17 protein-coding genes are annotated in these 21,001 nt (G+C 51.5%); 5 read left to right on the plus strand and 12 right to left on the minus strand.

The features are described from left to right. Positions 1–37: 37 nt before the first annotated feature. Both ACYVIY_RS04360 and ACYVIY_RS04365 read right to left on the minus strand, forming a co-directional pair. Complete coding sequence (locus tag ACYVIY_RS04360) at positions 38–943, minus strand: N-acetylmuramoyl-L-alanine amidase-like domain-containing protein (RefSeq protein WP_460975057.1); 906 nt, start codon at positions 941–943, stop codon at positions 38–40. 83 nt (positions 944–1,026) lie between these two features. Next, positions 1,027–2,745, minus strand: coding sequence for an alpha-amylase family protein (locus tag ACYVIY_RS04365; protein ID WP_460975059.1), 1,719 nt, complete (start codon positions 2,743–2,745; stop codon positions 1,027–1,029). Positions 2,746–2,890: 145 nt separating this feature from the next. Between ACYVIY_RS04365 and ACYVIY_RS04370 the strand changes: the two genes are divergently transcribed. Beyond that, positions 2,891–4,765 (plus strand): glycoside hydrolase family 13 protein, encoded by a 1,875-nt coding sequence (locus tag ACYVIY_RS04370; RefSeq protein WP_460975060.1) that lies wholly within the window; start codon positions 2,891–2,893, stop codon positions 4,763–4,765. Between the two features lie 220 nt (positions 4,766–4,985). Further along, on the plus strand, positions 4,986–5,645 hold the full coding sequence (gene pgmB, locus ACYVIY_RS04375; protein ID WP_460975061.1) for a beta-phosphoglucomutase: 660 nt from the start codon (positions 4,986–4,988) through the stop codon (positions 5,643–5,645). Between the two features lie 175 nt (positions 5,646–5,820). Here pgmB and ACYVIY_RS04380 read toward each other — a convergent pair whose 3' ends face one another. The 5 genes from ACYVIY_RS04380 to ACYVIY_RS04400 form a co-directional block, all read right to left on the minus strand. Beyond that, positions 5,821–6,291, minus strand: coding sequence for a PD-(D/E)XK nuclease family transposase (locus ACYVIY_RS04380; RefSeq protein ID WP_460975062.1), 471 nt, complete (start codon positions 6,289–6,291; stop codon positions 5,821–5,823). Positions 6,292–6,323: 32 nt separating this feature from the next. Beyond that, the gene (locus tag ACYVIY_RS04385) at positions 6,324–6,656 is read right to left on the minus strand and encodes a PD-(D/E)XK nuclease family transposase (protein WP_460975063.1); all 333 of its coding nucleotides are present in this window, start codon (positions 6,654–6,656) and stop codon (positions 6,324–6,326) included. Positions 6,657–7,135: 479 nt separating this feature from the next. Beyond that, a complete protein-coding gene (locus tag ACYVIY_RS04390; protein ID WP_460975064.1) occupies positions 7,136–9,670 on the minus strand; it encodes a DUF5686 and carboxypeptidase-like regulatory domain-containing protein in 2,535 nt (844 codons plus the stop codon). 459 nt (positions 9,671–10,129) lie between these two features. Next, on the minus strand, positions 10,130–12,934 hold the full coding sequence (locus tag ACYVIY_RS04395; protein ID WP_460975065.1) for a TonB-dependent receptor: 2,805 nt from the start codon (positions 12,932–12,934) through the stop codon (positions 10,130–10,132). Between the two features lie 447 nt (positions 12,935–13,381). After that, a complete protein-coding gene (locus tag ACYVIY_RS04400; protein ID WP_460975066.1) occupies positions 13,382–14,293 on the minus strand; it encodes an RluA family pseudouridine synthase in 912 nt (303 codons plus the stop codon). 255 nt (positions 14,294–14,548) lie between these two features. Here ACYVIY_RS04400 and ACYVIY_RS04405 point away from each other — a divergent pair, with 255 nt between their 5' ends. Then, the gene (locus ACYVIY_RS04405) at positions 14,549–15,286 is read left to right on the plus strand and encodes an NUDIX hydrolase (protein ID WP_460975067.1); all 738 of its coding nucleotides are present in this window, start codon (positions 14,549–14,551) and stop codon (positions 15,284–15,286) included. Here ACYVIY_RS04405 and ACYVIY_RS04410 read toward each other — a convergent pair. Next, positions 15,264–16,040, minus strand: a complete 777-nt coding sequence (locus ACYVIY_RS04410) for a LytR/AlgR family response regulator transcription factor (protein ID WP_460975068.1) — start codon at positions 16,038–16,040, stop codon at positions 15,264–15,266. The genes ACYVIY_RS04405 and ACYVIY_RS04410 overlap by 23 nt on opposite strands. A 42-nt stretch (positions 16,041–16,082) precedes the next feature. Next, positions 16,083–17,264 (minus strand): sensor histidine kinase, encoded by a 1,182-nt coding sequence (locus ACYVIY_RS04415; protein ID WP_460975069.1) that lies wholly within the window; start codon positions 17,262–17,264, stop codon positions 16,083–16,085. 139 nt (positions 17,265–17,403) lie between these two features. On the opposite strand from ACYVIY_RS04415, the gene ACYVIY_RS04420 reads away from it, so the two are divergent. Then, positions 17,404–18,240 carry an SdiA-regulated domain-containing protein gene (locus ACYVIY_RS04420; RefSeq protein ID WP_460975070.1) on the plus strand — a complete coding sequence of 279 codons (837 nt, stop codon included), beginning with the start codon at positions 17,404–17,406 and terminating at the stop codon, positions 18,238–18,240. Positions 18,241–18,317: 77 nt separating this feature from the next. Here ACYVIY_RS04420 and ACYVIY_RS04425 read toward each other — a convergent pair whose 3' ends face one another. Continuing rightward, a complete protein-coding gene (locus tag ACYVIY_RS04425) occupies positions 18,318–18,680 on the minus strand; it encodes a hypothetical protein (protein ID WP_460975071.1) in 363 nt (120 codons plus the stop codon). Positions 18,681–18,822: 142 nt separating this feature from the next. Further along, the gene (locus tag ACYVIY_RS04430) at positions 18,823–19,113 is read right to left on the minus strand and encodes a hypothetical protein (protein WP_460975072.1); all 291 of its coding nucleotides are present in this window, start codon (positions 19,111–19,113) and stop codon (positions 18,823–18,825) included. A 266-nt stretch (positions 19,114–19,379) separates the two neighbouring features. Between ACYVIY_RS04430 and ACYVIY_RS04435 the strand changes: the two genes are divergently transcribed. Beyond that, the gene (locus ACYVIY_RS04435) at positions 19,380–20,402 is read left to right on the plus strand and encodes a S66 peptidase family protein (RefSeq protein WP_460975073.1); all 1,023 of its coding nucleotides are present in this window, start codon (positions 19,380–19,382) and stop codon (positions 20,400–20,402) included. A 7-nt stretch (positions 20,403–20,409) separates the two neighbouring features. Here the strand turns inward: ACYVIY_RS04435 and ACYVIY_RS04440 are convergent, their stop codons facing one another. Further along, positions 20,410–20,943, minus strand: a complete 534-nt coding sequence (locus ACYVIY_RS04440) for a GNAT family N-acetyltransferase (protein WP_460975074.1) — start codon at positions 20,941–20,943, stop codon at positions 20,410–20,412. Between the last annotated feature and the right edge of the window lie 58 nt (positions 20,944–21,001).

Here is a 21,001-nt window from a genome sequence, read left to right on the forward strand (position 1 = left end):
ATGTGAGAAAGGAGTGAATCGGTAAAATTTCGGAGTGTTACTTCCCGACCGCTACCGTTGCTATAGGCTCACTGGTTTTTAAACGCGCTACGCGAATACCCGACAGTCGTTTGTTCCACAGTACGTAGTCGCTTAGTGGATAGGCGGTTATGACAACTTCGCCCTGGTCCGACGACGCGTGGAGTAAATGAATCCGACCGTTGGGTTGTCGTACGGCAATGCCGACATGCTTCATGTCCAGACCGGGCCGGGCGGCTGTCAGCATAATGATGTCACCCTCGCGAAGCTGAGCCTCCGCCTGCCGGATATTTTTCTTGGGAATAAAGGCGAACGGCTGCTGGCTTAAAGCAGCCTCGGTGAGGGCTACCTGTTTAAAAATGGCCGGATCGCGCAGATGCGGATATCGGTACGTAGCGGTTGTCATGTACGATACCGGTTTGGCCACGGAGATGTTGCCGGGCAGGTCGCGGGTAACGTCTGTCAGCAGTCCCTTGCGCTCATTGTCGTAGAGCCATTCCGAAAAGTAGTGCAGGCGACTGGCATAGCCATCAATACGGCCATCCCGGTAGCGGAGCTGCGTTAAGTACTTACGAAAAGGCTGTTCGAACTGAACCGGACTAGCTGAACGCGGACGGAATGGCAACGTAGCCGGCTTGTCGGTTCCGTCGTGATACGCAAGCGTCAGGGCCAGAACGGTTTCCAGAAACGTCGTGCAGTCGAACTCCCGAACGTTGACCACCAACTGTTCCGTCGGGTTTACATCAAGCGTATGGGGTACATAGGGTTTACCCAAAAACTGTTTTCCGATGCTGACGGCTGTTTCGGCTGGTTTTTTACCACCCTGTAAGGTTATGGATTGTAAATTGTCGGGAGCCGTTGGCTGGGCCAGCGCAAGCGACGACGCGAACAGCAGAAAAAGAAGTGCAGTAGATGGTTTTCCCATACGCCTGACAGAAGTAAAAAAGCGCCCCAATAAGTGGTAATGCGTTTGAATCGCTAAGAAACCGCAAAGTAACGAAACAATGATCATTTAATTTCCAGCACCTGAACGCTCCACGGCGGTAACACCAGCGAAACGCCAGCCGAACCGGTTGCTTCAAGTTGCAGCGAAGTCAGAAAAATATCAGTGAACTGATACGTTCGGCTGGCCTCGATCCCCATCGTTGCGAACGCATGATCCGGAATGCGAACGGTTGTTTCGTACGTTGTCTGGCTGGAAAAATTAGCGACGATCAGCAGCTTCTGGCGGTCGGTGTAGCGCAGGTAACTATAGATCTGATTAGCGTCGTAGCCTTCGCTTTGGCCGTTGTCGTTAGCGTACTGAAGGTCATAAAAATAGCCGTTCTGAATGGCGTCTGAGCCGTTGACGAGGTGATTCAGCCGCTGATAGAACGCCCGTAACTCCCGCTGCTCATTCAGTAAGCCTCCTCCGTCATAGTGTCCCTGATTGATCCAGCCCTGCCAGTCAGGCAGTCCCCAATAATCGAAAATCGTCGTCCGGCCATCATCCCCGCTAAACCCTTCTGCGCCCTCGGCCCGCACGCCAACCTCCTGACCGAAATATAGCAGCACGGGACCGGTATGCATAGTGGCAGCTACCGTCATACCGGGTACGGCCGCCCACGGATTGTTGGCGAAAAAACGGGACGCGATCCGTTGCTCGTCGTGCGTTTCGAGAAAACGAAGCATGTGCTGCGGAAAATCGCCCGATTCCTGCTGCCATACGCGGGTCAGATCGTAGCACGAACCCTGCCCTTCCATCAGTCGGCGAACGGCATCGTACAGACCTACTTTGTCGTACAGGTAATCGAAACCACCCTGGAAGATAAACGACCGGTATAAACCGGGTTCGTAGATTTCAGCGATGAAAATCAGCCGTGGATAACGTTGCTTCACCTGGCTGATGGCCCACTGCCAGAACTCGACGGGCACTAGCTGAGCCATGTCGCAGCGAAAGCCGTCTACCCCTTTCTCCGCCCAGAACAGTAAAATGTCCAGCATCTGCTGCCAGGTGGCGGGCACAGGGCTGAAGTGACGGCTGCCTCCGTCGAAGAGGTTAATACCGTAGTTTAATTTGATGGTTTCGTACCAGTCATTCGCATCGGGTGCGGCCGTAATGGAGCCGCTGCCGGTAACCTTAGCCGGATATTCCTGGTGCGTGGCCTCACCCGCAGCGCCTGTGTTCGGCGCGACGAATGTCTCTCCGGGTAGATAATAAAAATTGTTGTCGGGCGAGAAGTTTACGGTCGTATCATCCTGTTCACCCAGATCGGCGACGTCCGCCGGTTTCGCATCGGATTTGTATTGCCGGGCCACGTGATTGGGCACGAAGTCGATAATCACTTTCAGGCCATGCGCGTGCGTACGTTGCACGAGCGCTTCGAACTCGGCCATGCGGTCCGCAACGTTAACGGCCAGGTCTGGTGCTACGTCGTAGTAATCTTTAACGGCATAGGGCGAACCGGCCCGGCCTTTTACAATGGCTGGATCGTCGGATGGAATGCCGAAGGGCGTGTAATCGGTTTGGGTAGCATGTTCGAGGATGCCCGTGTACCAAATGTGTGATGCACCAAACTGCCTGATCGCCCGCAGCGCAGCGTCGTTAATATTGTTGAATTTACCGACTCCGTTCTCCGCCAGACTGCCGGCTGGCCGGTTGGTTATGGATTGGTTACTGAATAAACGCGTGAAAATTTGATAAATAATCAATTTGTCCATGATAGGGACAACGGAAGTGGTATTCATACTGTTCAGGGTGAGTGTTACGGTGGCTTGCAAAGCTAACCACAAAGCTATGGCCTTTTTCGGCGAAAAACTTGGGTTATTTTTGCATTATTGTGCCGCTACGGTCAGCAGATGGCCGTATGTCCTGTCGTCAATTAAGCCTTGTATGAAAAGAATTTACATTGGTTTCCTCGCCTGTATACTATTGACTGGTCTGGGGGCCTTCGCCCAAAACGCCCAGATTACGCGCGTTAATCCAACGAACTGGTGGGTAGGTATGAAAAATCCGAATCTGCAATTGTTGGTATACGGTCCCAACGCTGGAGCGCTGACGTACTCGGTTACGTATCCCGGCGTAAAACTGGTGAAAACTCATACGGTCGAGAATCCGAACTATGCCTTTCTCGATCTGACCATTGCAGGCAGCGCCAAACCGGGCACCATTCAACTGGTGGGCAAGCGAGGGGGGCAGACGCTCTCCCAGCCGTTTGTGCTCAAAGCGCGCGATCGGTCGCCGAAAGGTCAGGGCGTTACCGCTGCCGACTTCATCTACCTGGCCATGCCCGATCGGTTTGCAAATGGTGATTCGGGCAATGATAAATTCGCCGATATGGCCGACCCAAATGCCGATCGAGAGAATCCATTTTACCGACATGGGGGTGACTTAGCCGGTGCGGGCTCACGAATAAACTACCTCAAAGATCTGGGCGTTACGGCCATCTGGTTTACGCCCGTACTGGAGAACGACCAGCCCTTAACGAACGAAGGGGGCGCAATGCGGTCGGCTTATCACGGCTACGGATTCACCGATCATTACGTTGTCGATCGGCGGATGGGCGGTAACGATGCGTATAAAGCGTTCGTTAAGAAAGCGCACGAAGCCGGTATGAAAGTGGTGCAGGATGCGGTCTATAACCACGTAGGTATCAACCATTGGTTTCTGAAAGATTTGCCCATGAAGAGCTGGCTGCATCAGTGGCCTGCGTATACCAATACGTCGTATAAATACCAGCCCATTACGGACCCGCACGGTGCCGAGAGCGACCGACGGGTTACGCTCGATGGCTGGTTTGTTCCCCACCTGCCCGACTTAAACCAGAACAATCCGTTTCTGGCAAATTTCCTGATTCAGCACGCCATCTGGTCGGTTGAAGAGTTCGGGGTGGATGCCTGGCGCGTCGATACGTATATGTACAACGACCAGCCGTTTATGAACCGCTGCAACAAAGCGCTGATGGATGAGTATCCCAGGATTCATATTTTTGGAGAGTCGTGGGTGAACAACGTAGTCGATCAGGCGTATTACACCCGCAACAAGATCGATTTTCCGTTTAAATCCAACCAACCCGGTGGCCTTGACTTTGTGGTGTATTCGGCCATGCTCGATGCGCTGAAACAGAAGTTTAGCTGGGACGATGGGGTGAACCGGTTCTACCAGGCGCTGGCTCAGGACGCGGTGTATGTCGACCCCAATAAACTGGTTACGTTCCTGGATAACCACGATACGGATCGGTACCTGTCTGTGATTGGGGAAGATTTCGATAAGTATAAGATGGGGTTGACCTGGCTACTGACAACCCGTGGTATTCCCTCGATGTATTACGGCACTGAGATCCTGATGAAGAACTTCAAAGACCCGTCGGATGCGGAGGTACGCCGGGATTTTCCCGGAGGTTTTCCCGGCGATAAGCAAAACAAGTTCGAAGCTGCTGGACGTACTGATCGCGAAAATGAAGCGTTTCTGTTCATTCGCCGACTCGCTACGTATCGGCGGGATAATCCGGTGATGCATACCGGAAAGCTCATGCAGTTTCTGCCCCAGGATGGTACGTATGTGTATTTTCGGTACGATGCCAGCAAGACGGTGATGGTGGCCACAAACACGAACGATAAAGAGATTTCACTGGACACAAACCGCTTCGCTGAACGCATGAACGGCTTCACATCGGCCCGTAACGTACTGACGGATCAAACGCTGAACGACCTGAAGCTAATCAAACTCCCCGCCAAAACGGCGCTCGTGCTGGAGTTGAGTAAGTAAGATTTACCTATATACAGTGCTTCCTGATGCATCTCTTGATGGCACCAGGAAGCATTCTTGTTTGATAAATAGCCTAGAATCGATCCACGCATGAATTAAGCATGTTTCCGGATTCCTGAACTTGCAGTTGTATCCTGAACTATTACGTCGATTCGTTACGCATTTCGGCGGATAAGCCGCCAACGCTACGTAATTTTGCTAGAATACAACTTGAATCAGTATGCCCATTAAGGCTTTTCTTTTTGATCTCGACGGTGTCATTGTCGACACTGCTATATATCATTATCAGGCCTGGCGTCGGCTGGCAAATGAACTCGGCTTCGATATTTCGGAGGAGTTTAATGAGCGACTGAAAGGCGTCAGCCGCACCGATTCACTAGACATCATCCTGGAGCATGGCGGCCTGACGTTCCCCGATGAGAAAAAAGCGGAACTGGCTGCGGAGAAGAATCAATGGTATCTCGAACTGGTTAGCCGCATGACCTCGGACGACATTCTGCCAGGCGTGGCTAACTTTTTCTCGCAGGTACGTAAAGCCGGTCTGCAAACCGCGCTCGGTTCGGTCAGTAAGAACGCGCCGTTGATTCTCGAACGCATTGGCATGACACAGACGTTCGATGCCGTTATCGACGGAACCAAAATCAGCAAGGGTAAGCCCGACCCGGAAGTATTCATCAAAGGGGCTCAGGAGCTTGAGGTTCGTCCGGTTGAATGTGTCGTGTTTGAGGATGCAGTGGCAGGAGTTGAAGCCGGTAAACGGGCCGGTATGTTTGTCGTCGGCTTAGGCTCTCCGGAACTACTGATACAAGCCGATCTGGTAGCCCCTTCGCTGGAACAACTAACCGTAGAGCAAGTGCTGGCGAGCGCTAACCAAGCATGATTGTCTTCCTGATAGCCGTCTGTTTACGATCGGGTTTTGGCCAGCTTGCCCAACAGCCACAGGGGCTGATGACGACCCCAGGGAGACATTTCCACCCATGGTGGCGTTGGGCTGTCGAGCTTTGATTTAGGAACGTGCTTCCTGTTGCCAGGGCCGCTGACTATAAAGGTGGCTACTACTCCTGTACTTGTTTCACAAATTCTATCGACACATTAGCGAGTTTAGCAGCCTGCTCAAAACTTAACCCCATTTCTAAGGCACTCTTCACGGTTTCAATTCTCACAGCGGTTTCTGCTTCCTGAATTTTCCGCTTCTCTGCTTTTACCGCTTCGGCGTTGGCCGCTGTCACACGAGCAAAATACGCTCGCTCTTCAGGTGTCATCTTCCGCGTGTCCAGTTCATCAATGGCTCGCTTGAGCCATTCCTCATTCCAGAAAGCAGGATACTCAGTAGACTCAGTTGTGTGTAGCGTCTTCATCGTATAAACCAGTTTTTCTAAGTCCGTCTCTATCTGGGCTACTTGCTTGTTGAACTTAGCCAATTCTACTGTAATAAACGTCATCTGGGTATCAATGATTTCACCAGCTTCGCTCCGTAGATTGGCAATCGTATGAAAATGAGCGGTTGGTAAAATGCTCTTAGCCAAAATGGCAATGGCATAGATCTTGGGCAGATTGGCTAATCGAACTCTCCCCGCTCAACCACTGTGTTAAACTTACGGAGAGCATAAAATTTCATACGCTGCACAAAATGCAAAGCTAAGCCCAACTGCATTTCGACAATGAACTGACTACCATTTTCATCGGTGCAGGCTAAATCAAAAATGCCACTCCTGCTGTCGATGGTTAGCGCTTCAAACGCATTCTTATCAAAATGCACTTCTCGGATAGGCGTGTCCGACTTGATCAGGGCCTGTAACGCTGTGCGAAGGAATAACGTATCAGCTTCGTTGCCAAAGGTAGCTTTGAAGCCGTAATCAGAAATAATAGGAATGTAAATTCCGGTTTCCATATCGCAAAGCTACTTGAAACCTTATGAATACTCTCATTACCATCTATCCGACACCGCTTCATTCCGAATCTGCATTGGGATTAGGCAGTTCTCCAATTATTTGGAAAGCAATTTCAGGCAAACCAACGGCTTCGACAACAAAACAAATACTTGTATTTTTTCATTTTTAAAATCAATTGCGCAGTGCGTGAATAAAAGCGGAATGTAACAACAGAAACAACCCAGGAGCTTCCTATGTCGTGTGAAATTACGTAACAGAGCTCAAACCTAACCAAACAGGTCGGTTGACTTGTCAGTTCTAACTTGGGAATGAAGATTATAAAACTTTTCTATCGGAACGCGCAGCCTGTCGCACGGAGCTAGAAATAGAAGCCTAAAACTGCCCAACCGGAACTACTGGTACAAGCCGATCTGGTAGCCCCTTCGCTGGAACAACTAACCGTAGAGCAAGTGCTGGCGAACGCTAATAGTTGGCAAGTTTAGAACGCCAGCCAGCCAGATACTTTGATGGCGAATGGGGTTACGGGGATGCCGGTCCGGCTGATGTTATCGCGATACGTAAGCCGGTGAATGGCATCGACACGTAACACCTTAAAGATGTTGTCAATACCGTAGCCGACTTCAATATACGGGGTGCGTGTCAACGAACTGAATCCTTCAACCGCCTGGCCGTTGCCATCAGTGGCCGGGATCATGGCGAGGTTAGCCGACGATACACTACCCGCCAGTACTTTCGCCGTGACGAGTTCGCGCCATTTAAGCTGGCGGAATACGGGCAGTCGATTGAACAACAATCCGCCGAAGTTATGCTCAAACTGTACAGTCGCCCAGCGGTCGCAGACAAACTCGAAGTAGTTCATCAGGTTGTAGGCGTTACCCACGTAAAATAGCGACTCGTTGCCCAGTGGGGTATATAGTAATGGATAGGGAACCGTAGCGGGTATGATGCCAGCGCCCAGCGAATAGTACGTTCGGCCCAGTACGCCCACGCGGAACGAGTGTTTCATGGTTAGAGCTACGCGCTGGTAAGCAAAATCGCCACCGAGCACATCCCGCAGCCCAACCGTGTACCGGAGCGTATAAATTGGCTTGCGAGTCGCGCCCGCACTTACCCGTACGTTATCATTCTGAAGAATGACTTCATCCGGGGCAAACCGAGTTTCCCAGATTAGCTCCGACGTGCGGTACGTGCTGCGCATGGACTGATCATTGTCGCGAAGCTGTGGCCGAAAGGCAAAGGGGAAAAGCGGCTCGAAACTGCGGTTACGCAGGGCTATGGTCTGGGTGAACCCCCGACCCATCTCCCGCCGGAAATACAGCAGATTCTCTTCCTGGAAATAGGGTCGCCGGATGGTGCCAAATCGGGAATAAGCTGCAAACAGCGAGTTGTTGCCGATATTGTCGGCCGATACCCCAACCCGCTCCAAGTCATACGTCCGGCGAGCGCCCAGAACCGTCCAGGGTTTGCGGTTTACGATATACTCGACATTGGCGCTGTACTTGAACGTTTCGTCTTTAGTGCCATACGCCAGATAACCGCTCAGCAGCCATTTTCGGCTAAAGCCGGTGTTTGTCCGCAACCCAAACCGAAACCGCGTCCCCTCTACGCTGTTGCTGGCATACGAATAGAGAAGGGGACCAATGTCAATGTTCCATTTTTCAATGGGTTTGTAGCCCAGCACACCCAGCTTGATAATTTCACCAGCAACCTTTATCAGGGGCACATTCCGAACCGAGTCGACCACGCGCATGGCTCGCCATTCATCGGGTGAGAGCGAGTCAGGACGTACGCGTTGCCAGAAAGCCGTATCAGCTTCGCGGTAGTCGTCGGCCAGTTCGATGGATGGATCGTAGAAAGTAGGGTCTTTCGGCTGGTTTTCGGTGATATTCCGGGCCGTGGCAAAAAAGCGGACCAGAGCCCCCGGAGCGCGAGGAGTTGGTTGATCCGTATCAATCGTTACCTGCGTTTGGGTCGGAAACCGTAGCCCCGACGTAATGGTCGTCCATTCCTGCTCAATGTGCAGTTCATCGACGAAGTTGATGTTCGCCCGTTTATCAACCCGGGCATCTACCTGAGCGAGGGCGAGCTGCAACGTATCGATCCAGACGGTTCCAATAAACGCCAGATCAGCGGCCCGTTTGGGCGTAAATTCGATTTCGTAACAGGTGGCGTTGCCGAGCGAGACGGTATCTTTCAGTCGAAAGGTATAGATTGTTTCCCACTGTGCGCCAACCGGTGACGGAATGTCTTTGCGCAGAATGTATAAGGAATTTCGGTAGAAATTGTATTGCTGAAACGACGCTCCCGTTAGTTGGGCAATCAGGCCGCCGTCGCTAACGCCCACCCCCGTTACGTGTGATTTAAGCACGCGCTCTTTTACTTTCTCGGGGTTGCTGCGGGCGTAGAAATTGGAGAACGTCTCCGAGATAAAGACCGGCACGGCGGGTCTACCGTTTTCGTCGGTTATAGCTGGCAGCTTACCCAATAATCGCCCGATTGGCCCCGGCCGTTTACTTTTTTTGCGCGTTTCTGTAAAGTCGTTGATATAGCCTTCAATCTTTGTATAGCTGTCGTACTGATACGCGGTCAACTGCGCAGGATCAAACTGGCCACGCCGACGTACCGTTTCGCGAATGACCCGGTAGGCGGGGTCTCCTCCTTTTGCGTATACTTTTACTTCCTGTAAGCTGGTAGCGGCTGACTTGAGCTGAGCGTCAACGGTTTGGGTGGCCTGGGGCAGCAGCGGATACGAATGCGTCTGATAGCCCAGACTCATCACCAGCAGCGAGTCGGCTAACTGTTTGATACGTAATGAATAGCGGCCATTTTCGTCGGAGGTCGTGCCCGTCGTTTGCCCTTTTACGGCAATGCTGGCAAACGGAATACCGTCGCCTGTAGCCGCATCTGTTACGCGCCCCGAAACCGTATACACAGTTGCTTGGGCTACGCATACGAAAGACCACAGAATCAATAAAAAGCTCAGCGCAACCGTGTTAGGTACTAGTTGCTTCATGCAATCGTCAGGTAGAGTATTCGATGTAAGTTAACCCCTTTATAGTCAACAAAGTTTACTAGTGCATAGGCAATACTGGTAAAGTCCAGTATTTTGGTAAAAAGTCTATATAGATAAACAGCAGATGGTTTTGCTGATGAATGGAATGGCAATTCGGATGCAGTATCTAGTTAAGTACGTTGTACAACAGAAATTCGTTGCAGCTATATCGTCGTCGCGTATGAGGTGGGTAATCGTTTGTCAGGGGCTTGAATGGAATAAGTAGCCGTAAACCTAACTGGAAATTATCTGCATTTTACGCCTGTACAACTGAGGATTGTTGGCCGGAATAAGAAACATTAGGTAGACACAAAAAAGAATCCCCCCTGCAACACAGGAGGGATTACCCATAACCTATTCTAATCTACTATACAACGATCTCACAAAATGTACCACTAATTATCGCCTGGTCAGCTTTGCTTATCTTGGACGACCACCGCGTCCACCGCCCCGGTTACCACCGCCTGCGGGGGCTGATTGCTGGGGCTGGTTTCCGGCATCGCCACCGCCGTTATCGCCTTCTTTAATGTCGTCGTTGTTGATGGAACGACGACGTTGCTGAGGCTGATCGAAGCTCATCTTACCAATCTTATAGCTGAATGTCAACCGAATACCAGCGTTGTAGAAGCTTGTCAGCGAGTTCTGCGTCAGGATCGGCGAGGCCAGTTCCGAACGCATCGTGAAGGGATGGTTGAAGAAGTTCTCTGCTGCCAGGCCAATGCTACCGCGTTTTTCGTTGATGTCTTTACGAACGCCCACGTTATAGAAGTACATTGAACTCTGGTAACCCTGCAATTGCACTTGTTTGCCGCGCATACCGCCGAAGGCCTGAACCCCCCATCCATTTTTAAGGGTCAGGTTGGTCATTAACCGACCGGCGATTACCCAACCTGAATTTGATGCCGAATAAATAGGATTCGCATTGTTGTTGGTCAGGCTGACGTGGTAGAGGTCGATACCGCCACCCAGCTGCCATTTCGAGAACAACGTACCGTTACCGAACAGGTTGATGCCGTACGCATCCTGATGACCAACGTTTTGGTAGCTGGTGCGGATAACCTGCTGGTACACCGGGTTAACCGGATCGCCGAAGGACTGGCGGGCCGTATCGCGAACCGCGGTGATCTCGTTGTTGGTGCGCCGGGCAAACAGCGAAGCATTCAGATACAGCCCTTTGATGTTGGCACTGGTGCTGAACTCCACATTGTCGGTCAGTTCGGGCGACAGATATGGGTTACCAACGGTGATGTTGGTTGGGTTGGATGAGTTCACGTTCGGGTTCAGGAACTGAATACCCGGCCGCTGAATCCGACGGTTGTACGCCAGTTTGATGATCTTACCGCCACCCAGGCTCTTCGAAATGTTGATGCTGGGTACCAGGTTTCCGTAATCAGGAATCGAAGCCGCTGGTGCCGTCGACTCGTTGCTGAACCGGGCATTCACGAACGTGTATTCGTAGCGAGCACCTGCTTTGATGGTGTACTTACTCTTTGTCGTTAAGGTATAGGACAGGTAAGAGGCCGCAATATTCTGATCGTAGTACAGCGTATTGGCGGGTCGTGAATTGTCAACCACGTAAGGCGCATCCGAGCCATTAGCGATCAGGTATTCGTAATCGCTGTTTACCTGCCGGAAAATGCCTTTACCCCCAAATTCTATCAGTTGATTTTTGCCCATTGGGGTCTGGTAATCAATCTGTAAGGTCGATTCCTGGTTATAGCTGATGTTGTCGTTTCGCTGGCGGGACGTAATGGTCTGAAAATCGGTTCCGCCTAGGATGTCCGCTACGAAATTGTTTGTGCGGTTGTTGCGGCTATACAAGGCCAGCACGCTGAACTCCTGCTGGGGCTTGTACGTCTTGGTGTATGTAACGTTCGCATCTACCGTGCCTGACCGATCTTTCGTGCGAACGTCCCGATTGTTAATTAGCGGGAAGAAGCCGTTTGGCTGAAACGTCTGGGTCAGCAGGTTAAATTGATTGTTGTTGCCATTTCGGGCTCCGTAGCGAAGGCTGGCTGTCAGCGAGGTGCTTTTGTTGATGTCATAATCCCAGCCGAGTTGGTAGTTACCGAATAAACGCTGGCTTGAGGTGTTAGCCGATTGCAGGGTCCGCACATCACCGGCAGCTGAACGCGTGGTCTGGTCGTTGGAGAACGAGCCTTTTACGTTGTACTCAGCCCGACCGAAGCCACTGAGCGAAAAGCCCATCTTGCCAGTCCGGTAGTTTCCGTTCAGGCCCAGGTTACTGCCCCGGTTACCAGCGCCCCCGTTTATGTCGAGGGTGGCTCCTTGCAAGGTCGTTTTCTTGGTTACGATGTTGATGATACCCGCTGAACCTTCGGCGTCGTATTTGGCCGAGGGCGAGGTAATCACTTCCACCGTTTTGATCATGTCGGCCGGAATCTGCTTCAGGGCATCGGCCACGCTGCTGGCCACAATGGTCGAGGGTTTGTTGTTGATCAATACCCGAACGTTGCTGCTGCCCCGCAAACTGACGTTACCGTCGAGGTCAACCGACAGCATCGGTACTTTCCGGAGAATGTCGCCAGCATCCCCGCCCTTAGCCGTAATGTCTTTATCGGCATTATACACGAGCCGATCTACCTTTTCTTCGACCATAGCCGCCTGACCCACTACGTTCACTTCTTTCAGGGTGCGAACGTCGGGAATCAGTTTAACCATGCCTAGGTTCAGGTCAGTGCCTTTGTCGACTGTGATGAGGGCACTGCGCTTGTCTTTGTAGCCGATAAATGAATACTGAAGCCGGTACCGACCCGGTGCCAGTTTGTTCAAGGCGAATTTACCTTTATCGTCGGTTGTGGTCCCGTCGATGGGTTTGTTGGTTTGTGGATTTAGTACGGCGATCGTGGCAAACTCGACGGGCTTATTGGTCGTCGAGTCCATCAGCACGCCGACTATGCGGCCATTCCCACGGGGGAGCGGTTCAGATTCTGACACCCGTTGGCCGGGCGTAACGCCGGTAGGGGCTGCACCTGTAGCGGGCGCATTACCTACCGCTGCCGGATCAGGGGTGATGTAAACGGGAGTGATGGTATCGGCTTTGGCGGGAGTGGCTGTGCCGAACGGATCGGGAACAGCACTGGCCGGCTGCGGACTAACCGCCGGTGTCTGGGTACTGCTGGCAGGAGCCGTGGGTGTAACCGGAACCTGCGCAAACACAGTCGTTGAGCTTATAATAGATATAGAAAGTAACAGCGTCTTCATAGCAATCGGTTGTATCCCTGAAATGACACCCAAAACTGGCATGTCAGTAAGACGTTAAAAAATGAATTTGGTTGAATGCCAATTTTAGGGTGCTGAAGCCAGTGAATTGGCGGGGGAAACAATTCCCTGTTTTGAGCGAGCCCGTTTATTACGTATGGTCGCCAACGCCGTTTGGCAGGTACTGAACGCTGACAATCCGAGCGCTGCGAACTAGCAAATCGCCAGCTTGGCTACCCGAAACCAACCCGGCCGTTGAGCGAACTGATACGTTACCACCTAGCCTGCAGTCCTCCAATAAATTCACTGGTAATCAATACGTCATCCATTAGCATGTCCTCGCTGAACCGAAAAATATATCCGTTCGGCGAGTGACAATACCAATACTAAATCCTGACAGAATAGTTGGCTAATTCGGTAGGATTTATCAATTTAAAAGAGAGGGAGTATTTATTGAACAGCCTTGAATACGTTCAGGAACGATTTGGGGACGGGGGCGCTGAACTGCATAGGCTCGCCCGTGATCGGATGCTCGAACGCAAGAACTTCGGCGTGGAGCCCCAACCGGCCAATCGGGTCGGAAGTGGCCCCGTACTTGGCATCGCCGACAACCGGATGCCCGATATCCTGCATGTGGACCCGAATTTGGTTTTTGCGACCTGTTTCCAGTTCCAGGTTCAGCAGGGCGAAGTGGTCGTTTGCCTTTAATACGTTGTAATTTGTAATCGAAAACTGACCTAGTTCGGGGTTTTGGCTGGAATAGACAATCAGAGCTTTGCTTTCGCGGAGGTAGGAACTGACGGTACCCTGTGGCGGTTGGGGAACGCCTTCTACCAGCGCAACATACGTTCGCTGTTTGGTCGTGGCATTCCACGATTCCTGCATCAGCCGCTGGACTTTTTCGCTTTTGGCGAACATCATTACCCCCGACGTTTCGCGGTCGAGCCGGTGAATGATGAAGATTTTATGTTTGGGATTTTCTTTTTTGACGTAATCGCTCAGGATGCCGTAGGCCGTGCGATCCCGCTCTTTGTCGGTGGCCATTGAGAGCAATCCTGGCTGCTTATTAATCACAATCAGATGGGCATCCTCGTAGAGGATAGTGAGCCCCCGATACTGCGTCGTTTGCGGGGCCCGGTTACCGGCTACCGTTACGACCTGCCCCGGCTGTACCGGATGGTTAAATTGCGTGTATACCTTACCGTCAATCAGAATCTGCTTATTGCTCAGCAGCGACTTAATGTTGTTCCGGTTCTTATGCGGCAGTTTATCAATCAGAAACACCATCAATTGTGCGGGTTCTGATACGGTTAGCTGGATGTCTTTATGTTGGCCGCGCTGCCGCCGTTCTGGACTATTCATTGGTATTGTTACTTGTTACGCTGCACACTGGCAACTGATTGGGCGACAAAGGTACGAAGGATTTAACTCCGGCTTCGTTCCCGTTCCATGAATTGCGCTGCGGCTCAGTAGGAGAGGTCTTTCTCTGCAATCGAGATAGCAAAAACGGGTGAACAATCAAATTCCGAACAGCTTCATTGGATTATATTGATACGTTAACGAACGGTACGTTGGCAGCGGCCATCTTTTCTTATTTTTCACCAAAAAACGCCTTACATGAGTTTTCAGGAGAACTATACGGCCCTACTGCCGGATGGGGGTGAAATTTTGCCTGGGCTATCGATTGATACGGTCATCTTTGGATTTCACGAAGGTCAGTTGAAAATCCTGTTGCTTGAGCTTCGCAACTCTGGCATATTTGCGTTGCCGGGCGGTTTCATTTACGAGTCAGAAGATCTGGACGAAGCCGCTTCCCGTGTGCTGGCCGTACGTACCGGGCTGCGGCATATTTACCTTGAGCAGTTCTATACGTTTGGTGACCGCAACCGGCGGGACGCTGAAACGCAGCGGGCGATTTTGGACAAGGTCGGTATTACGTTAGCAGATGACCATTGGCTCCTGCGCCGGTTCGTGTCCATCGGGTATTACGCCCTGATTGATTTCACGAAGGCCAGCCCAACGCCGGATGCGCTGTCGGCTAGTTGCGCGTGGTATGATCTGACGAGTTTGCCTGCGCTGTTGTTCGATCACGGGCATATTGTGCAGAAGGCGCTGGAAACCCTGCGGGCTAACCTGGATGATAAACTGATTGGGTTTAATCTGCTGCCCGAAACCTTTACGATGGCGGATCTTCAGCAATTGTACGAAACGGTGTTAGGGAAACCGTTGCAGCGGACTAATTTTCAACGTAAGATGCTGAGTCTCGGAATTTTAGAACGGCTTGAAAAAAAGATGACCGGAGGAGCCCACAAAGCGCCCTATCTGTACCGGTTTACTTCCCCAGCCACTCCTTAAACTCCGTCATTCGGTCGCCACTCACAAAAACCTCCTGCTTCGGCCGGGGCATTAAATCCAGCTTTAGTTTACCCGCCGAGAACGTGTGGATGGTTTGAATGGCGGGCAGCGACACCAGAAACTGACGGCTGATCCGAAAAAACTGTCGTGGGTTCAGCAGTTGCGTGAGCTTGTCGAGGCTGTAGTCGACGGGTAGATTCAGACCGTCTTTGGTAACCAGAAACACGATCTTTTCTTCCAGAAAAAAATACGCGATCTCACTGGTTTCGACGCTACGTATCTTCGTGCCGACCGTGATCATGAAGCGGTCTTTGTAATCGGTCGACTTTGGCTGACCAAGCAGGCCTAACAAGGTTTCAAGGTCCGGGGTAATGGAGGTAGACTGACCAAACTGCTGTTTGAACGACTTGAATTTTTCGATGGCTGCCACCAGCTCGTCGTAATTGATGGGCTTGAGCAGGTAATCGATACTGTTTACTTTAAAGGCCTGAATCATGTATTCATCGTAGGCGGTCGTAAACACCACGGGCGTAGTGAGTTTGGCTTGCTCGAAGATGCGGAACCCCAGATCGTCTTCCAGGTGGATATCCATGAACACTAAATCAATAGCCGGATGGGGATTACCGAACCAATCGACCGCGTCGGCTACGGACGGAATTCGGGCCAGTACGTTAACGGATGGATCATATTTGTGAAGCAGTCCTTCGAGCCGTTTGGCGGTCAGGTTTTCGTCTTCAATAATAACAACGTTCATAAGCTAACTAAAAAGTAAGAAGGCCTCCGCCGGAAACCAGGCTTACACCTGCTCATTTACCGGACGGAGCGGCATCAGGTCGCTGGGCCGTTCAACTAATAAAGGAATCTCCACCACGAAGCTTCCATCTACCTCACCAATCCAGACCGGGCGGTCGGTTAACAAGGTGTAGCGATTGATAATATTCTGTAAACCCAGCCCGGTTGATGTTTCGGATTGAGGCCTATGCTGAAGGTTATTCTGCACAACCAGACAATCGCCTTCCAACTGAATATGCACCTGTAGAGGTTCCCGGGCCGACATTCGGTTGTGTTTGACCGCATTTTCAACCAGCAACTGAAGGGTCAGGGGCGCAATGCTGTAGCGAGTCTGGTCGGCTTCCGGTACGTTAATGATGACGTCAAATTTGTTCTCGAACCGGATATTCAGCAAAAAGCGGTAGGCCTGGATGAATTCAAGCTCTGTTTTGAGCAGGACGCGCTCATTGTCTTTTTGCTCCAGAATGTAGCGGTAAGCGCGGGACAACTGGTCGATAAACCGTTCCGACAAGTCGGCGTCGGCATGAACCAGCGACGACAGAATACTCAGGCTATTGAACAAAAAGTGCGGATTTACCTGACTTTTTAAAGCGGCAAACTGAGCCTGTACATTTTCTTTTTCCAGGCGTTCGGCTCGCACCTGTACGTCTTCCAGCCGTCGGTACGCGCGTCGGTTGGCCGCCAGATAGAAGGCCGACAGCATAGCCAGCACCGTCAGACCATTATTGACCCGACCGCGCTGGTCGCGATTTTCCTTACGCAATAACATCATTTCCGGCGTGTGCGGTATGGCCGTCTGCCGACGGGGCTGATACCGGTACGCCGGAATTTTGCTTTCCAGATATTCATCCAGCGAATGCCAGAGTGCCGAGAATCCGAAATTGAAAACAACAGCCATCAGACTGGCGATCAAGATGGTAGCTAATTGGGCGGGTATCTTGAACTCAATAAATAACCCCTCGCCAAACCAGGACGACAACCGGCGCTGAATCCACTCGGTAACGCTGAGCCAGGCAAAGAAGAAAAAAATAGACAACACAATTTCCATCACGAAAAATGGAATGCGCGTTACCCGGAACGCCCAGCTGGGGTTGCTGATATTTACGTACATCCGGATGGGCCAATACACAACGAACACGCTGAATGCGAGTTGCCATTTTTGTTGAGTCGTTAGGCGGTGCGTCATGGAGGAGTTGGTTCTTACACAAATCTAACATCACAGCCCAATTCACGAAAAACAAACCGGCTGAATGACTTATTTTACTACCTGAATGCCTATATGCATTCCCGCAAAGCCGTCTGTTTAATCCTTATATGTCCTGACCATGCGCTGTCTGTTACTTATCCTCTCAATGTTACTGGCCGGTTGCGGTACTTCATCCAAGAAAAATGAACAGCCCGACACGGGTACGCTTGATCCGCCGTTTCGGTTTCCGTATCAGCTCACTAAACCGGCCGAGACCTATACAATGCCGAACACACTCCGGGAAATATCGGGCCTGACGTATTACAAAAATGATAAACTTCTGTGCGTTCAGGACGAAGAAGCCGTGGTGTATGTGTTCGACATTAACAAGAAAAAAGTCGTCAAAGACTTTGGGTTTGGTGGCTACGGCGATTTCGAAGGCATCGAATACGTAGGCGATCAGGTTTACGTCCTGGAAAGCAACGGGAATCTGTTTCGCTTTGAACCGGAATCAACCCAGATCGGTCGCACGAAAACGGACCTGCCCAAAAAAACCGAAGTAGAGGGGTTGGGCTATGACCCGAAGACAAAGCGTCTGCTGATTGCCGTTAAACAGGGTGGGGGCGCATCGAGCGACAAAGCGGTTTATTCCTATGATTTGCTGAACCGGGCCGTGTTCAAAGATATGCAGCTGAGCGAGGAGCAGTTGCAGGCCGCCGGTATCGACGCCAAGACGTATAAACCATCGGGCATTGCCGTGCACCCCATCACGGGCGAGTGGTACATAGTGAGTGCAGCCGGGAAACGCTTGCTGATCACCAGCCGACGCGCTAAAATTATCTATACCGTGGCTCTCGATCCTACGCTGTTTCGCCAGCCAGAAGGTATATGCTTTGCACCAAACGGTGATCTGTACATTGCCAGCGAAGGCGATGGCAAAAAAGGATATATCCTGAAATTTGGGTATAAACAGTAGTCAATTGCCGAGTGGGCCTGACTTCGGCCTGGATATAGATGAGCGGGATGCTACGTAGCATCCCGCCCGGACTGGCACTAGCTAACCAGGAAGTTCATGGCCTGCTTAAGTGTGCGTTCGTTGCCCGTTTCGGGGTCAGTGTACGAGCGTTCGCCTACGTCAATGGTCACCTGCTTGCCAATCAATTGCTTGGTATCCAACGTATCGCCTTCCTTAACGTCAATACCGGCTTGTTCAAACAGGCTGACAATATTCGACATGCCCGCCCGCGACTGGTAGAACCGGTGCGATACGTAACCATCTTCGTTTTCGAAGCGAACTGCAAAGAAGGGAACGCCTTTATTTTCACTCGTGCCTTCGTCAATTTTAGCGATGGTGACTGTGTGCTGGCCATCAGCTAAGAGCGGCTTCGCCTGATCTTTTTCAACAGCAATTTTCATAACGTAGTTGTGTATTTTATTTATATTATAAACTGCTGTCAATTATAATTGTTTTGTAAAATAAAGGACTTGCTCTCTCTGAAAATTGCACTTTATACGGCCGGTAGCATTGAATAAAATTAGGCAGGTTTAACAACGGTACCTAGCCGGGGTTAGCCGCTTCATCTAATTTATAGCTATAGTAAATGAGTACGACGGCATCTTCAATAACCAGATCAAACATGGGCGGGTCCGTGAGTTCTTCTACTCTGACATCCTGAGCGTGAACAGGCAACTCGGCAAGGGCTTTCAATACGTACGTTTTAGCCACCTGGTGAAGTAAAGCCAAACGCGATAGCATAGACACTGTAGGCTGTTGTTGTAGTTTGAGCTGGAAGTCGCTCATGGGTACTGCCAGGTGCCCCCGCTTTCGATTTGAGTCCTCAGGTTGCATAGTATCTCAACCCGTTTCCAAAAAAGAAGTTTTATGTCATGGCTTGTTGGAGTAATTCATGCCGATGCCCGTTGAAAGATAGACCGCGACGTAACGTTTGTAGTGAACCGAATAGCATGCGATAGAGGTGTTTCATTTAACGCTCAGCCGCTCCGTCGATTTGCTGCTTAGCCAGACTGGTGGGAAAAGGAGGCTTGAATGCTTTTATTTGTAAGGTGTTACTACGCTCTTGTGACAGGAGATTGGAAAATGACACGCCCACGTTTATGACTACCCGCCGTTCGATCTTAAAAACTGCCCTCCTTGCTCCGTTTGTCTCCTCGGGTACCCATGCGCCCGTTCCGTTGAAACCTCCCCGCCTAAAGCCAGGGGATACCGTCGGCCTGATCTGCCCGGCTGCCCCGGCTTATAGCCGCGAGACGGTGCAGGTAACCATTGAGTCGTTGCAGGCGTTGGGGCTAAAGACAAAACTGTCTCCTCATTTTTATGATCGTTACGGCTACTTAGCGGGTCGCGATGCGGACCGGGCGGCTGACGTTAATGCTATGTTCGGCGACCCGTCGGTGAATATGATCATGGCGATGCACGGCGGCTGGGGATGCGCCCGAATATTGCCCTTGCTCAACTATGAATTGATTCGCCGGAATCCCAAGATCTTGATCGGCTACAGTGATATAACGGCTTTACTGCTGGGTATTTACGCGAAAACTGGTCTGACAACCTTGCACGGGCCGGTGGGCTCGGCCACCTGGAATCTGTATACTGTCGACTGGTTTCGCCGGATACTCATGGATGGCGAAGCGGTGTCGTTTGCGAATCCGGCCAAAAAAGAAGACACGCTTGCCCAAACCAAAGACCGGATCACGACGATACGGCCAGGAACGGCGCAGGGGCAATTGGTAGGCGGTAATCTAACCGTTTTGTGCCACCTGATCGGCTCACCTTACCTGCCGGATTGGAAAGGTAAAATCTTGTTCGTGGAAGATACGCACGAAGATGTGTACAGCGTGGACCGCATGATCACGCATCTGAAACTGGCCGGGGTGCTGAACCAGGTGGCCGGTATCGTGATCGGTAAATGCACCAGTTGCGAACCCGGCAGTGGCGGGTATGGTTCGCTGACCCTGGAAGACGTGCTGATGGAACATATTAGTCCGCTAAACGTACCGGCCTTTGCGGGCTCCATGATTGGCCACATCACCGATAAATTTACCGTTCCGTTGGGCATCAGCGCGGAGATCGACGCCGACCGGGGAACAATTCGGTTGCTGGAACGGGCGGTTGTATAAGCGTTGACTAATAGACGAGGGCAGTCCGGCGACTGACTTCCCATTGCCAGATGGGACCATCGTCGGTAGCCTCGAACGCGTCGACGAATTTCATGCCGCATCGTTTCAGTACGCGAACCGATGGATTCTCCTGCGCCAGGGTGTGAGCCTGAACGGTATCAACCTCCGGATGCTCAAACGCGCGGTTAATCAGGCCCTCGGCGGCTTCAGTCGCCAAACCCTGGTTGCGGTGCGATTCGTAGATTTCGTAACCGATCTCTACCATACCATGCTCATCGGGCTTGCCTTTGTAGCCACCAATGCCCACCAACGCCCGTTCCTGACGATGAATAAATAGATAGAGCCACCAGGAGCCTTCGGTAGAATCGTGCACCACCTTGTCATGCGTGTACCGAAACGACTCCATTCCGAACTCACTCAATACGTCGGGTACCTTGATTTTAAGGTGTCTGCTGAGGGCGGCTGGGCCGGCGAACAAGGCTTCGTAAGTGGGTAAGTCGAGAGGTAAAAGCGTTAGCCGGGGTGTGGTGATCGGAGACATGAACCAGTACTGAGCGTAGAATGAAGCTGCGAATATATTCCCAAAACGAAAATGCCGG

Source organism: Spirosoma knui, from assembly GCF_054780635.1.